Raw genomic sequence first — 14,871 nt, forward strand, 5'->3', positions numbered from 1 at the left:
GGCTAGGGCGTCGGCAAAGTCGGTGTGGAGGGCCCTGCGCAGCTGCGGAGGGCTGTGAAGGGACCCTTCACGGACTCTGAGTCCGTCAGGGGCACCCTCACGGACCCGAAACCGGTCGGGCAGCCACGGCTCTCTCTGCTGATCACGGGTCCTCGACCAACTTTGCCGGGACCCTGGACGCTGGGGCTGTGAAGGGACCCTTCACAGCCTTGCCGGTCGGCCTACCGCACCGCCTCGACCGCGCGCGCCAGGACGCTGGCCGGGCTCGGCTGGACGGCCATCTCCGCGCGCACTTCGGCGGCTGCCTTGCCGAACGAGTCCTCCGTGAGCAACCGCTGCACCATGGACCGCACCGTGTCGGCGTCGATGGTGGCCGGGTCGTGGGACAGGCCCACCCCGCGGTCGACGACGCGTTGCGCGGACACCGGGTTGTCCGCGAAGCCGGGCAGGATCAATTGCGGGATACCGTAGAACAGCGGCGCGGCGGTGGTGCCGGAACCGCCGTGATGCACGATCGCCGAACAGGACGGCAGGAACGCCGACAGCGGCAGGAAGCCCACTGAGCGTACGTTCGCCGGCAGTTCGCCCAATTCGCTCAGGTCGGCGGTGCCCGCGGCGAGCACGACTTCGACGTCCATCCCGCCGAGACCCGCCAGCACCGCGGCCAGGCTGCTGACCCCGTTCACGCTCGGCACCACGGTACCGAGCGTCACCGCGATCCGCGGACGTTCCGGTCGGTACAGCGCCCATTCCGGGAGCACAGCGCCGCCGTTGTAGGGCACGAACTGCATGGGCCACCACGGCACGCCGTCGCGTTCGTCGGGATGCTCGTCCTGCGGGTGCAGCCCGCCCATGCTGGGCGCTCGCGGGTCGATCCGGGCGATCGGGCGCGCGATGGCCTGGCCGATACCGAGTTTCTCCCGCATCACGCGGGTGACTTGGTCCTCACCGGACATGTCCTGCCCGTTTTCGTTACGCCAGTCGATGTCGCGCATCGACCAGGAGACCCGGTTGCCCACTTCGAGCACCGGCACGCCGAGCGCGGCCGCGGCGAGTATGCCCGTCGCGTGGTCGGAGGTGGTGACCACCAGCTCGGCGCCGAACGCGCGGCCCGCCTCGATGGTGCCTTCGGTCATGGTCGCGGTAAAAAGCGCGAACGGCCCGTTTCCACGGCGGGCCAGCCGGTATTCCTCCGGCATGGCGGCCTCGTCCGTATCGTCGCCGGTGACGCTGGCCACCAGGTCCTGCCAGACGTCCCGGTGCGGGAACACATCGGACACCGGCAGCCCGGCGCGTGCACTGGCTTCGGCCACCTCGGCGGCGGTGGCGAGCAGGACTTCGTGCCCGGCCGCACGGGCCGCCCACACCAGGGGGATGATCGGCAGGGTCAGCCCGTACCCGGGCGCGGTGGCGAACAAGATCTTCACGACCGTGAGCCTGCCAGATCCCGGGCGCACCGCGCAGCCGGATTACGCGCGGTCGGGTGAGCCGGGCGATCCGATATCGATGAGTGCGTTGCGCCGGAGTCGGAACCGTCGTCGGCCCGCCGGATCCGGGGCGCCCGGATTTCGACGATCGTTGCGGCTCGGCGGTTCGTTACGTGGTGGTTGGTGATGATCATCTCGCTTGTGCGTGGTGGGCGGTTTCACTAATTTTGTTCTGTCCGCGTGGGGCGTTTCGGCCCGCGGTTCCAGGGGAGGGAAAACGGATGCGTGCGCGCATTGTGCTGTCTGCGGTCTGCCTGTCGGTGGCGGTCTCGTTGGGTATGGCCGGGTCGTCGCCGGTGGCGGTGGCCGTAACGGCCGATGTTCAGGATTTCGCCGCGGAGAAGGCGTGGGTGCGGTATCTGGCGATGAACGATTCGCGGTCGATCGTGCGGATCGCGGCGTGGCAGGCGGTGTTGTCGAAGTCGCCGGAGGCGGCGATCCGGCAGTTCATGGACTCTGGTTACGCGTATGCGGTGCGTTTATCGGAGGAGAAGAAGGCTCGTAATACGGATTTCGTGAAGTGGGTGCTGGCCACGTATCCGGCGGAATTTTCCCCGGCCGTGCATGCCGAAGCGCAGAAGGCGATGAACAGCCCTCGCGACGCAGACCGCGAGCAGTTCGCGAACGGCGGGTTCGAGGCGGCCAAACAGCGCGACAGGACCGCCCGTGAGACCACCGGTGAGCAGGCAAAGGCGTTGGCCGAGCGCGACCGGCAGTTCGTGCGTGATCTTGCCGCCCACGATCCCGGTGAGCAGGTGCGGGTGAGCGCGTCGTATGCAGTGCGGCTCGGCGCGACCGACAGCGATGTCGTCGATTTCTTCGCCGGTGGATGGGCCTTCGGCGCGACGCTGGACCTGGATACGCACCGTCGGCGCAGCGCCGACAACGAAATGCGTTGGCGGTCCGCGCTTTCCCGTTTGCTGAGTGACGCGGCAGCGGCCGAACAGGCCGCACGGGACGCCTCGGGAGATCTGGCCGAGCGGGCGAAGGCCACGGCGGTGCGGGCGTGGCAGGCAGTCGGCGAGCAGACCGGTCCGGCACGATCGTATTGGGGTGAGGCTCAGCGTCTGGCCGACCAGCAGGCTGCGAACTGGGCCAGTGTGCTGGCCGCGGCGAATGCGGCGAGCGGCCTGAACTGGGCCGCGATCATCGGGCCGGCGCGGGACAACCAGGCCGCGTGGGCCGATGAGAGCACGCTGGCCGCGCAGCAGGCTCGGTATTGGGCCGGGTTGGTGCAGCAGGCCGAAGACGGCGAGCAGCGGGTCCGCGCCGCCTGAACCGGCCGCACCAAACTCACGAGCGCTGAGCACGACTTTTCTGTATTTCAGGTGTGCGCTTTGCCGCACCCGATCCCGAAGGGACTGCGTTGAAACACGCCCGAAGACTCTTCTTGCTCTTTGTCGCGTTCGCGGTGCTGGCCGGTTTGGTCCAGCCGGGCGCCGCGACGGCCGTACCAGGCCGGGCCGTGGCCGCTGCGGATCAGCCGGCGGGGGAGGACCCGGCACGGCCGATGCCCTCGGATCCGTATCGAGAGTGGGATGGTTCGGCCGGGGTACCGGACCCAGGTGATCCGCGATTGCGCCAGATTGTGGTGGACAACGCGGAGCTGGCCGAGGAGCCGGAGGTTCGTGAAGCGGCGGCGGCCGCACTGGCCGTGGGTAGTAGCGCGGCGATCATGGAGTTCCTCGACCACGGTAATGCGGAGGCTCTAGCACGGGCGCGGGCTCGTGAGGCTGAGGTCGAGCGTCGTGAGCTGGCCGAGGTGCGGGCCTTGCGGGGGACGGGTGGCCCTTACCTCAAGGCTGAGGTGGAGCGGGTGCTTGCGGGCAGCGCGTTTGACCGCAGCGTGTTTCTGACTTACGGCAAGGACATCGCGAACCAGCGCGACGCGGATGTGGCCAGGGGCGAGCAGGAGCTACGGGATCAGGCTCGTGCCCGGGTGCTCATGCTGACCGCCGCAGCGGGTCCGGCGGTGCAGCGCGCCGCGCAGGCGGCTTTGGACGCCGGTGATACGGCGATCACGGAGTTCCTGAAGTCCGGCTATCTCGTGGCGGCCAAGGCCGACGCGGACACGCGGGAACAGCAGCTCAAGGACGAAGAGGCACGGATCAAGGCGGCTGAGGAGCTGTCTGATCTGGCGCGCCGGTCCGCTCGGGCCACGCAGGCGCGCCGGAATCTGCTGGTGGCGCACGGCAATGGTGTCCGCGCGTTGGAGAAAGCGTCGAACGCGCTGGTGTCGGCCGGGAACGAGGCACGCACGGCGGCGCAGATCCTGGCGGCGAACACCGCGGGTGGGAAGCATCCGGCGGATGCGTTCGACCGCCAGAAGAACGAGGTCGCCCGTCAGCTCGGCTACGCCCGCCAGGCCGCGGAGGACGCGCAGCGGGCGTCGGCGTCTGCACAGGTGCAGGCGAACATTCTGGTCGAGACCGGCCTGACCTACGGTGTGCAGTGGGCGCAGATGGCCACGGGTCTGGCCAACGCCGCGCAGGCCGCGGTGAGTGCGTCGGAGACCGCGGCGCACACCATCGACGCGACGGCGTTCACCGACCAGGCTCGCAACGCCCAGGAACAGGCCGAACGGCACGCCGCCGAAGCGCACCAATGGCGTCTGCACGCCGAGGAGCACGCGAAGCTCGCAGCACAGCTGTCCGACGCGGCTCGAGTGCAGGCGGATGCGGCGAAAGACGCCGCAGCACGGACGAAGGCAGCCCGTCAGGCGGCCGAGGCCGCTGAGGGTCAAGCCTGGGCCGCGGCCGAACGGACCCGCGCCGCGCGGGTCACCGCCGAACGTGAAGCCGCGAACGCGGCGGCTGCTCGCCAGAAGGCGGAGCGGGAGCGTGCGGCGGCTGCAGCGGCACGATCGCGCGCGGATCAGCAGGCCGCGGTCGCGCACTCCGCACGCGCGGAGGCCACCCGCCAAGCGGGGATCGCGGCCGGAGCCCGTGGCGCCGCGGACGCGGCAAACGGGCGGGCCGCGGATGCGGAAACCCGCGCGCGTGGTGAAGAACGGAACGCCGCGGATGCACGCGACCGTGCCTATCAGGCCGAACGCGACCAGCGGGCGGCTGAGGCCCGCGCCGGGGCGATGGATTCGATGGCCGCAGCGGCTCGGGGCGGCCAGAATCAGAAGCCGGCGCAGGACGCTGCGGACGAGGCTCGCAGCGCGGCGGTGGTTGCGCGGAATGCCGCGGGTGCCGCGCGGGGTGCGGCGAACACTGCGACCGGCGCGGCGGCGGGTGCCCGCGCGGCGGCGACCGAGGCCGGCGCGCACGCCGCTCGGGCGCGGGCTGCGGCGCAGCAGGCGGCTGCAGCGGCGGCGCGGGCGAATGCGGCAGCGAACCGGGCGGAGTCCGAAGCCGCCGCGACTCACGCGGCCCGGTTGAAGGCCGACGCTGCCGCCTCGGACGCCACCTTCTCCGAAGCACAAGCAGCCGAGGCCGCCCGTAACGCTGTGGCACTCGCAGAACGTGCGTCAGACGAAGCGATCCAGGCCGCACGCTCGGCGGAGCGCACCAAAGCCGAAGCCGACGCAGCAGCAGCCGAATCCGTGTCTGCCGCCACCCAGGCCGGGTTGGCGGTGCAGGCCGCGTCGGCGGCGAAGAACTCCTCAGCGGCGATCACTGATCCTGCGAACACCGCGATCATCGTGGCGGCCCCGTTCAGCGGCGGTGACCTCGACGCCGACTTCGTCGTGCTGGTTGCGAACCAGGCCAAAGCCGTCGGCGCCGAACAGGCCGCTGCCGCGCAGCAACGCGCGACCGAAGCCCTCGACGCCGCACAACGCGCCCAGGCCGCTGCCGACCGGGCAGCGGGCGAGGTGAAACCCGCGTTCGATGCCTCGGCCGCCGCGGCACACTCCTCGGCCGCTGCGGCAAAGTCGGCGGCGGAAGCCCAGAAGGCCGCCGCCGATGCCGCAGTCGACGGTGCTGCGGCTCGTGCCGCCGCCACACGCTCCCACGACGCGGACGCCCAAGCCCGCGCCGACGCGGTCAAAGCCCGTGCCGCGGCCAACGCCGCCAACAACGACGCCGCCATCGCCGGGAAGGCAGCCTCCGCTGCTGAACGCGAGGCAGCCGCCGCGCGTGCTGCCGCCAACCGCGCAGAATCCGACGCTGCCGCCGCCCGCGGTGCGGCCAGCCGCGCCGAATCCGACGCTACTGCTGCGGAAAAGGCCGCGGCTGAAGCCCAAACCCACGCGAACAACACCGCCCAAGCCGCGCGTGACGCATTGCAGCACGCCATCGACGCAGGCCACGCAGCCGACAGGGCCGAACAGGCGGAACGGAAACGTCAAGCAGTTGAACGAGCCAAGCGGGCCCAGCAAGCGGGCGGACCGAGCGAACCGCAGCTCAGCGCAGAAGACGAGGACGCACTCTTCAACGAAGGCGGCCCGGAACTTGTCCAAGAGTACAAGGACGCGCTCGCCAAGGCTAACAAGGGAATTCTTGACTATATCAAGGAAAACGGTGCCGATGTTCTGCTCGACCTGATCGGGGTCAATGACGCCAAACGGTGTTTCGGCGAAGGTGACATCGTCAGTTGCCTCTGGACGGTCGTCGATGCCGGCTCCTTGATTACCGTCATCGCCAAACTGCCGGCCGTCAGTTCTGCCATCGCGAAGATCACTGGCGGCCTGACCACCTTCCTCGACGGGGCGGCCGCAAGCCGGAAGCTGTTCGACGGCATGAAGCAGATCCTCAGCGAGGCGAAGATCCCGTGCAATAGCTTCGTACCGGACACTTCGGTGCTGATGGCGGACAACACACATCGGCCGATCAAGGACGTCCGGCCCGGGGCACTGGTGACCGCGACGGACCCGAAAACGCACATAACTTCCGTCCGCGCGGTCGACGCAGTGATCACCGGGAGCGGCCTCAAGCATCTGGTGAAGATCACGATCGACAGTGGAAACATCCGGGTTACCGCTGCGCACCCCATTTGGCTGGAAGCCAGAGGTGGCTGGGTCGATGCCGGGCTCGTCCGAGTTGGCGACCTTCTCACTGACTCTACCGGCGCCGTGCATGCGGTCCGTGCCGTCGAGACCTGGGACGAGAGCACACCTGTCTACAATCTGACCGTCGCATCCGTGCACACCTACTACGTCAGCGCTGGAAGCGAAGACGTTCTGGTACACAACGCCGGCTGCGGTGCCGATGGCTGGTCGAGTGCTCGCAATCTGGATGTCCACTTCGCCAAGCACGGGGCGGAGATGGGTTACGAGAGCCAGATCGAGTACCGGGAGGCGGCGGCTGACCTCACGTGTACCTGTGATGGTCGCCGGTCTGGTGTCAAGGTCAAGCAGCAAGGCACCACAAAGTTCTACTTCGACCCGGCGACCGATGAGTTCGCCGTGACCGGAACGAAGGGCATCGTCACCTTCTTCAAAGCGCCCCCAGGGTATTTCGAGGCGCAACCTGGAATACTGATTTCATGAACCTCGAGTATCCCTGTCCGTGCTGCGGATATCTGGTCCACGGCGAACCGCCTGGTTCGTACGCCATCTGCCCCGTCTGCGACTGGGAGGATGATCTGGTGCAGCTCCGGTGGCCGACGTACGCGCCTGGCGCGAACCGGAGTTCTCTGGTTGAAGCGCAACTTGCGGTCACGGTGACGAGTGCCGGATGTCTCTATCGGAGGGAGCCGCACTGGCGGCCGATCGATCTGCGGAGAGATGGCTTCGATGAGGATGAAGTGTTGCGCGGGCCTTGGCCTGATGATCGGACGACCTTGTACTGGTGGCGATCCGGCTACTGGAAACGAGGATCAGGCGATGAGACTAGCCGCTGCCATGGTGAGCCCGAAGAGGAATGACGATATCCGGCTTGGTGAGAAGAGGATGGGTTGATGCGATCCGGTGCCGCCGAGCTGATTACTTCTGGGGGAATACGGGGATTTCGGCCAGTGGCACTCCGGCCACCTTGGGTGTTGAACGCATGGGCGATCCGATGGGCGATCTGACAGGATCACAGTTGTCGCGCCGGGTTTGTGGGTGGTCATAGCTTGAGGTTGCTCACGATTTTTGGAACGTGATCACTGGTGCTCTCGATGACTTCAGTTCTCAAATTTTCGACGGGGGTAAAAGAATGATCGTCCGCTGCATATACAATACGGCGTGAACAGCTCGGTTGATCGGAACATAGCCTTCACTTCGGCGATAAAATTACTGTGTTCGCCGCTCAGATCGAGGCACAGCATGAGGAATCCAGAGGGGAATGAGAGTGTCCGCAATGAGCAAGAGACCCGGCTTGTCCGGCCGGGTGCTGGTCACCATCGCTGCTACGGCTGTGGTGACAGGGTTGGCGACCCCGCCGGTTTCGGCCGATACGGCACCGGCGGTGCCGTCGATGCCGTCGGTGAGGGCGTTGGCCGAGGCGCCTGCCGACCCGGCTGTTCCGCCGGCGACCCGGGTGCCGGAGACGACTCCGGAGGAGAAGGTGGAGGTAGTCCGGTCGTTGGGGCTGGACATCGACGACGGCTGGCTCGGCCTGCGTGACCACGATTTCGTCTTCAAGATTTTCGACATTGCCGACCCGGCGCGGTTCCCGCTGGTGAAAAAAGGCGCGCTGCAGGCATTCCGGGATGCGGTGGACGCAGGCGGTTTGGGGTTATCCCGAGCTTGTTGAGGATCCTGGACACAAGGACGCGTTGATTGAGTGTGAGAAATCAGCCTTGAGTCTTTTTGCTGCCCAGGTTGCGGCATATCGAAAAGAAGCTGCCGCGGAGTGAGACATTTTGCAACGGAGTAGGGGTTCCAGTTCGCTTGACGGTGGTGGCGACGGTGAAGGCGCTATTGTTATGGGAGGAGCTGGTCGATGTCCCGGCGTGTAGCGCGGTCACAACTCATAGCTAAAGGGGTTAATTTTGTTTGTTAAATGTTTATTTAATCGTGGCGCGGAACTTGGTGAACCGAAGCGCGGTCTGATCTATACTAGCTCATCAAAGTTTCCGATTTCGGTTGGGGCAACATATCGCGTTTACGGAATGGGGATCTTTAAGCTCGGTCTGGTGGTGCTGCTTGAATCTGATACCGGCCTGGCGAACTGGTTTCCTATCGAGTTGTTCGAGGTTGTGGACGGGGCACTGCCTGCCAACTGGCGGTTTGCGACGCGGGATGAGGGTGAGACAGGTCTTCAGGCGATCTGGGGGTATCCCGAGCTTGTCGACGATCCTTCCTACAATGAAGATCTGGTGGAACGCGAAGCGCCGGCTGCAGCCGTCTTTGCGGCTCAGGTCGCGGCATACCGCAAAGAAGTCGCCGAGGAATAAATTTTCTGTAGCGGACTAGTGAGGGATCGTACTTGCTGGGTGGGTGGTGCGACAATGAAGAAAGAATCTTTGACTGGGAGGATCTGGTCGACGTGACGGTAGAGAACGGGGCCACAACTGCCTCCGTCGAAGAAATGCCGATTCAAGTGCTGACCTGAGCGGAAGGGTAGGACCATGGGGCTTTCCGTTTACCGGCGGAACCAGATTCACGATCAAGTTTATCTCGACGACTCGACTGGGCAGTACCTGACCGAGGTACTCGACTACGCGCGCCCGGCTAGTTTGCTCTACACTGTGGAGTTCCATGCCGACACGATGTTCAACACCGTGCAGCTGCGCAGAGTCGGCGCTGAACTCGAGGAGATCGTCGGGCGGCAACCGAAACTGGCAGCCGCCGTAGCGCATCTGCAAGCACTGTTCGAGTCGATTGAGCGGGATCGTGGATACCTGTGGATCTACGGGGACTGATAACCACTGTTTCGGCGACGGAAATGGTGTCTACCTTGGCGAGTCGAGCGAGTTGTTAGTTATTCTAGATCATCAAAAGTCCTCGGTGGGTTAAAAATGATCGTCCGCTGCATCTTCAATACGGGTGAACAGATCGGCTTGCTGGAACATGGCCTGCACTTTGGCGATCAAACGCGGTTTGAGGTGAAGGTCGGAACGAAGTATCCGGTATATGGCATGTCGATGTTCAATCGTGGACTGACCGCATTGATCAGGGGCGAGACTGAACGGCCGAATTGGTATCCGATTGAGCTGTTCGAGGTGGTGGACGGAGGGCTGCCCGCCAAATGGCGTTTTGCGACGCGGGATGAGGGCGAGTCGTGGACACAGGCGATCTGGGGTTATCCCGAGCTTGTCGATGATCCCGGACACGCGGACGCGTTGATCGAGCGTGAGGTTGAGGCTTTGACTGTGTTCGCCGCTCAGGTCGGGGCACGGCATGAGGAATTCAGAGGGGAATGAGAGTGTCTGCAATGGGCAAGAGACCCGGCTTGTCCGGCCGGGTGCTGGTCATCGTTGCTGCTACGGCTGTGGTGACGGGGTTGGCGACCCCGCCGGTTTCGGCTGATATCGCACCGGCGGTGCCGTCGGTGAGGGCGTTGGCCGAGGCGCCTGCCGACCCGGCTGTTCCGCCGGCGACCCGGGTGCCGGAGACGACTCCGGAGGAGAAGGTGGAGGTAGTCCGGTCGTTGGGGCTGGACATCGACAGAGGCTGGCTCGTCCTGCGTGACCACGATTTCGTCTTCAAGATTTTCGACACCGCCGACCCGGTGCGATTCCCGCTGGTGAAAGAAGGCGCGTTGCAGGCATTCCGGGACGGGGATCCTGCGTCGACGTTGTTCATCCGGTCCGGGGCGACCGAGTTGGCCGGGCGTGATCGGGACAACTATGTGCGCGGGCAGTTGGAGCGAGACCAGGCGCGCCGGTTGAAGCAGCGTGCTGCCGCGCTCGTCGCGATGCCGGTCACTGATCAGCAGCTCGATCTGGGTTACCGGGACTTCATTTACGAGTTGTGGCATTTCGTGACCGGCTATCCGAAGGTCAAGGCGGCGGCGCTCGCGGCCTACGGGGCATCGGAGGCTGAGCAGAAAGTCTTCCTTGCCAACGGTCTGCTCGCGGCGAAGCGGCAGGACCAGACGGACGCGATCAACGCCGACAGAGACCGTGATGAGGCGGAGAAAGCACGGTTGACGGCACGGGGCGCCCGGCAGAACGCGGCCACCGTCGTCGGATTGCAGACGACCGACTCGATGCTTGACCTGGCCGACGACTTCTTCATCCGCAAGATTCTCGACAAAGCCACCCCGGGCGCCCAGATCGCCATTGCCGCTCAGGCCGCGTTGAACAGTGCGGTTGCGGCGGATTGGAAAGCTTTCCTGGCCACCGGCATTTATGCTGCGCGTGATCGCGATGTCGTGATAGAGAACGAAAAGAAGGCCGCGGAGAATCGGCGGGTCGCCCGGGAGATCAAGGCTCGCGCCGAGAATGGTGGAATGCGGCCCCGCCTGGTCGCTGCTGCGGCGGCCGCGCTTGCCGGCTCCGACCACGACGTGGAGGTCTTCCTGCAGACCGGCCGGTATGCCGTGCCGACGCAGTCGCTGGAAGCGACCACCCTCGGTGTCCGTGGCGCATATGTCGCCAGCAACGGTGGCAGCACTTACATCATCCGGGGCGAGCCCGGAAACCAGAGCACAGCGAAGCTGACCGGCGCGACCTGGACGATCAAGGACGGCTTGGCCGACCCGAATTGCTTTTCGCTGGAGTCCACCCAATTCGAGGGTAGTTACCTGCGCGCCGACGGCGACATTGTGAAGCTCGCCGCCAATGACGGTGGTACACCGTTCAAGAACGACGCAACGTGGTGCTCCAGCCCGGGCAAGTCGGGTTCTGGTGTGTCGCTGGAGTCCTACTCCCACCGTGGCCACTTCCTGCGTCACTGGGGCGGCCAGGTGTATGCCGCCGTCAGTACCGACAGCGGCACCTACAACGCCAGCTGGCTGTTCAATGAGGACACCACCTGGTCGGTGGCCGACCCGGATCCCGAGGTGACCACGCCGATCACGCTGCGCTGGAAGAACGACGACGCCCTCCGGGCCAAGCTGGGTGCTCCGACCAAGCCCGAGGTGTACGACGCGGTCGGCGGCGGGGTCCGCTACCGCGACTACACCGGCGGCCGGATGTACTGGAGCGCCGCGACGGGAGCGCACGCGGTCACCGGCCCTGCGCTGGAGAAGTACCAGAGCATCGGCGAGTACCGTTGGCACCTGCCGATCACCGACACCACCCCGACACCGAATGTCGAGGGCAGCTTCACCCACGTGCAGGACGGCGGCTCGATCTACTGGTCACCCGCCACCGGCGCGCACCTGATCTACGGCGCGATCCGCGACCGCTACGCGCAACTCGGCTGGGAACGCTCCTACCTCGGCTTCCCCGCCACCGACGAAACCCAGGCCGGGAATCTGCGCCGCAGCACCTTCCAGCACGGCATCATCGACCACGACCCGGCGACCGGCCAGACCCGGGACTACCGGAACTGACCCGGTGGCACAGGAGCCGGGGCCACCCTGCCCACACGCGAGGCGGCCCCGGTTCCTACGTTCGGTGTAGAGCGCGTACGTCGCCGACGAGCCCATGCAGAGCGGGAACTTCACGCCACGGCGCCCCGGTGCGGACCACGGCACCGTCTGCTCGGCGTCGGTCAGATCACCTCGACCTGTCACGCTAAAGTGTCCGCAAGGCCTCCGGTGTTCGGGTTCCTCACGTCGACGAACCACCCACCGGAGACCTCCGGTCCCCGATTCCTGACTCGCCGGATCCCCGGTGTGCTCGAAAGGTCCCCCGCCATGCGAAAAGCCCGATTCGTCGCGCTCGTGACGCTCCTGGCCCTCGGCCTCGGTATGTGCACGACGGTCGGCGCGGACGCCGCGCAGGAGCGCACCTGGTGCTCCCGCAAGGACTCGGTCGCCATCCTCGGCACCTCGGCCGACACCGGCTACGCCACCACCGATTACCGGTCCGCCACCGACACCTACGCGCCCACCACCTACGGGTGGACCACGAAATTCGCCAACGATCTGCACGCGGAATGGGGCACCGAAACCCGCAACCACTCGCACAACGGCGCGCTCGCCGCCGACTACCTGCCCGGCGGCCGCTGGGCGGACACCACCGGCGCGCTCGCCGACCTGAGGGCCCACACCCCGGACCTGGTCCTCGTCGACCTCGGCGGCAACGAGCTGATCTCGCAGGCCGACCCCGCGAAATTCCGGGCTGATCTGGAGAAGGTGATCGACGGCATCCGCGCCGCGCGGCCCGGGGTGGACATCCTGATGTCCATCTATGCCGAGCTGAAGTGGACCCCGAACCCCTACGGCGGCTCGGTCCTGCGCTACACCTGGGACCAGTACGCCTCGGTGATCCACCAGACCGCGGTCGCCAAGGGCACCGCACTGGTCGACCTGCGCCAGTACATCCCGCCCGCCGGCTCGGCGAACCTGCCGAACCCCAGCCCGTGGAACGCCGACGGCATCCACCTCAACGACGCCGGGAACCTCGCCGAGTACGGCATGTGGTGGGGCTGGACCTCCAGCATCGGCAGCATCTGCTGAGTCACGGCACCTTCCCGGCCGAGTGTCCGGCTCTCTGATCACCCGGGCCGGTGGGGCGAACGCCTGCCCGGATGATCGTCGAACCGCGAGCCGGAGGCTCAGTGGATCATGGCGCGGGTCGTTCCGGGGCGAACCGGGTCGCGTGAGCGGCTGAGCAGGCATGGGTCATCTGCGGCAGGGAACGGGTTGCCGCCTTGATTCGACCGGGCCTCGGGGGTCGTTGCATGCCCGGGTGATCGTTGAACGAGGGCGTCGGCGCTGGGCGGCTCACGCGGACATCCACGGATAGGACGCCACGGCGACCCGCGCCCCGTCCATGCCGATCGCGTCGGTCCAATCCTGTTTGGACAGACCTGAGAGCAGCCGCCACAGCGGCGCGATACGTTTCGCGCCGATCGCGAACTCGACGCCTTCCAGGAACGCCACCCGGGCGAGTTTCCCATCGAAATACCCGGCATCGGCCCGAAGCCGCACCCACAAGCAGTTCCCCGGCCCCGAACCCCCGACACCGCCGTCAACGACGGATCCGCCACGCCGACCCGCACCCGCGGACACTTCCGCCGACCACCACGTAAACTACTCACCCGATAGGTGCCCTCTCAACCAAGATGACTGTTATCTTCGCAACCAACATCATCCCAGGCCAGAGCGGCATCTATCACCATTTCATTTCGTGCGCCACCAAACTCCCCCTTGTCCAGCCGCGCTCGCGGCCGCACGATGGTCCGTAGCGGCCGCGAGACCGGGCGGTTGTATCGCGGAGCCGCTGGGCAGGGGACATGCAGGACGTTACAGTCCGAAAAGCGTCAACGAGGAGTTCGCCATGGAAGAGGCGCGGTTCGCGCCGCACGAAGGAAATGAACTCATGATCAAGATGATGGACAGCCGGTCGCCGGACGCCGAAGGCTGGGTGAAGATGAAAATGGAAGTGAACGGAGTCAAAATTCATTACCTCCGGAACAGGATTAGCGGCGCTGTGGATGACTTCGAATTCAAAGACGGCTAGAGGGTTACCTGTGATCATAAAATGTTTGTATAATCGTGGGGAAGGGATGGGTGAACCGGCGCATGGTCTCTATTTTACGGACTCCACGAAGTTTCGGGTTTCCGTCGGAGTCGCCTACCGTGTGTACGGTATGGCAATTTTCAATCGTGGCCTTACGGTGAGCGTTATTCAAAACCCCAGGCTATTGAGAAGAAGAACAGTCCGCGCGTGGCGTCGTAGGCGTCGCGGTAGGTGGAGTAGGGGCGGCGGTAGTCGGTGTGAAGTATTCGCCAGTTTTTGAAGTGTGAGACGACTCGTTCTATGGCTGCGCGGAGGGCAGATATTTCGGCGTTACTTGGCGGAATCAAATGATCATGGCGACACATGGCTCGCCAGCAGATCGCTGAAAACTTCAATTGGCTTACGCCAGTTCAGGGTCTCACGCGGCCTACCGTTCAACCGTGTCGCTACTTTATCAAGTTCCGCCTGAGTGTGCAAGGACAAGTCTGTGCCCTTCGGAAAATACTGGCGGAGTAGCCCGTTGGTATTCTCGTTGCTACCGCGCTGCCACGGCGAGTGGGGGTCGCAGAAATAGACCGGCATCCCAGTCCGGATCGTGAAGTCCGCGTGCCGAGCCATTTCTTTCCCTTGGTCCCAGGTCACACTGTTCCGCATGAATTCTGGAAGGGTCTGCATTTTCCTGGCCAGTAGCGCCGCGACCCGTTCAGCATTGCGGTCATACGGGATTCGTACGAGCATGACGAACCTTGTGGTGCGCTCGACCAGTGTGGCGATCTGGGATTTGTTCCCCTTGCCGATAATGAGGTCACCCTCCCAAAATCCGGGCACCGCACGGTCGTCGGCCTCCTTGGGGCGCTCGCTGATGTTCACCATGTCGAGGATCTTCCCCCTGGTTGAGGTCGCGCGGGACCGGTTGACCCGACGGGTCCGGCCCTGACGCAAGGCAATCGTCAGCTGGGTGCGGAGCTCGCCACGTGCTTGCAAACCTTCA

At 65.4% G+C, this 14,871-nt stretch carries 13 protein-coding genes; 10 read left to right on the plus strand and 3 right to left on the minus strand.

What is annotated here, in order from left to right; all coding sequences use genetic code 11:
* Positions 1–221 precede the first annotated feature (221 nt).
* Complete coding sequence (locus D5S19_RS30815; RefSeq protein WP_199730799.1) at positions 222–1,427, minus strand: glycosyltransferase; 1,206 nt, start codon at positions 1,425–1,427, stop codon at positions 222–224.
* A gap of 281 nt (positions 1,428–1,708) precedes the next feature.
* Here D5S19_RS30815 and D5S19_RS30820 point away from each other — a divergent pair, with 281 nt between their 5' ends.
* The 9 genes from D5S19_RS30820 (at position 1,709) to D5S19_RS30860 (ending at position 12,874) form a co-directional block, all read left to right on the plus strand.
* Positions 1,709–2,764, plus strand: a complete 1,056-nt coding sequence (locus tag D5S19_RS30820) for a hypothetical protein (RefSeq protein WP_233574273.1) — start codon at positions 1,709–1,711, stop codon at positions 2,762–2,764.
* 299 nt (positions 2,765–3,063) lie between these two features.
* Positions 3,064–6,924, plus strand: a complete 3,861-nt coding sequence (locus tag D5S19_RS30825; RefSeq protein ID WP_147397536.1) for a polymorphic toxin-type HINT domain-containing protein — start codon at positions 3,064–3,066, stop codon at positions 6,922–6,924.
* Positions 6,921–7,301 (plus strand): CPCC family cysteine-rich protein, encoded by a 381-nt coding sequence (locus tag D5S19_RS30830; RefSeq protein WP_120026863.1) that lies wholly within the window; start codon positions 6,921–6,923, stop codon positions 7,299–7,301. Before D5S19_RS30825 ends, D5S19_RS30830 begins: the two co-directional genes overlap by 4 nt.
* A gap of 416 nt (positions 7,302–7,717) precedes the next feature.
* On the plus strand, positions 7,718–8,113 hold the full coding sequence (locus D5S19_RS30835) for a hypothetical protein (protein ID WP_120026864.1): 396 nt from the start codon (positions 7,718–7,720) through the stop codon (positions 8,111–8,113).
* Between the two features lie 382 nt (positions 8,114–8,495).
* Positions 8,496–8,756 (plus strand): hypothetical protein, encoded by a 261-nt coding sequence (locus D5S19_RS30840; protein WP_120026865.1) that lies wholly within the window; start codon positions 8,496–8,498, stop codon positions 8,754–8,756.
* 174 nt (positions 8,757–8,930) lie between these two features.
* Entirely contained in the window at positions 8,931–9,224 is a 294-nt protein-coding gene (locus tag D5S19_RS30845; RefSeq protein ID WP_120026866.1) for a hypothetical protein, read from the plus strand.
* Positions 9,225–9,320: 96 nt separating this feature from the next.
* On the plus strand, positions 9,321–9,725 hold the full coding sequence (locus tag D5S19_RS30850) for a phosphoribosylaminoimidazole synthetase (protein WP_120026867.1): 405 nt from the start codon (positions 9,321–9,323) through the stop codon (positions 9,723–9,725).
* A gap of 11 nt (positions 9,726–9,736) precedes the next feature.
* Entirely contained in the window at positions 9,737–11,803 is a 2,067-nt protein-coding gene (locus tag D5S19_RS30855) for an AbfB domain-containing protein (protein ID WP_120026868.1), read from the plus strand.
* Between the two features lie 306 nt (positions 11,804–12,109).
* Positions 12,110–12,874, plus strand: coding sequence for an SGNH/GDSL hydrolase family protein (locus tag D5S19_RS30860; RefSeq protein WP_120026869.1), 765 nt, complete (start codon positions 12,110–12,112; stop codon positions 12,872–12,874).
* A 267-nt stretch (positions 12,875–13,141) separates the two neighbouring features.
* On the opposite strand, the gene D5S19_RS30865 is transcribed toward D5S19_RS30860, so the two are convergent.
* On the minus strand, positions 13,142–13,348 hold the full coding sequence (locus tag D5S19_RS30865) for a hypothetical protein (RefSeq protein WP_120026870.1): 207 nt from the start codon (positions 13,346–13,348) through the stop codon (positions 13,142–13,144).
* A gap of 349 nt (positions 13,349–13,697) precedes the next feature.
* On the opposite strand from D5S19_RS30865, the gene D5S19_RS30870 reads away from it, so the two are divergent.
* Positions 13,698–13,880, plus strand: coding sequence for a hypothetical protein (locus tag D5S19_RS30870; RefSeq protein ID WP_120026871.1), 183 nt, complete (start codon positions 13,698–13,700; stop codon positions 13,878–13,880).
* Positions 13,881–14,231: 351 nt separating this feature from the next.
* Here the strand turns inward: D5S19_RS30870 and D5S19_RS30875 are convergent.
* On the minus strand, positions 14,232–14,871 hold a 640-nt coding region (locus D5S19_RS30875), incomplete at its 5' end, for an IS30 family transposase (RefSeq protein ID WP_120026874.1).

The sequence above is a fragment of the Amycolatopsis panacis genome (genome assembly GCF_003600245.1).
Classification (GTDB): Bacteria; Actinomycetota; Actinomycetes; order Mycobacteriales; family Pseudonocardiaceae; genus Amycolatopsis; species Amycolatopsis sulphurea.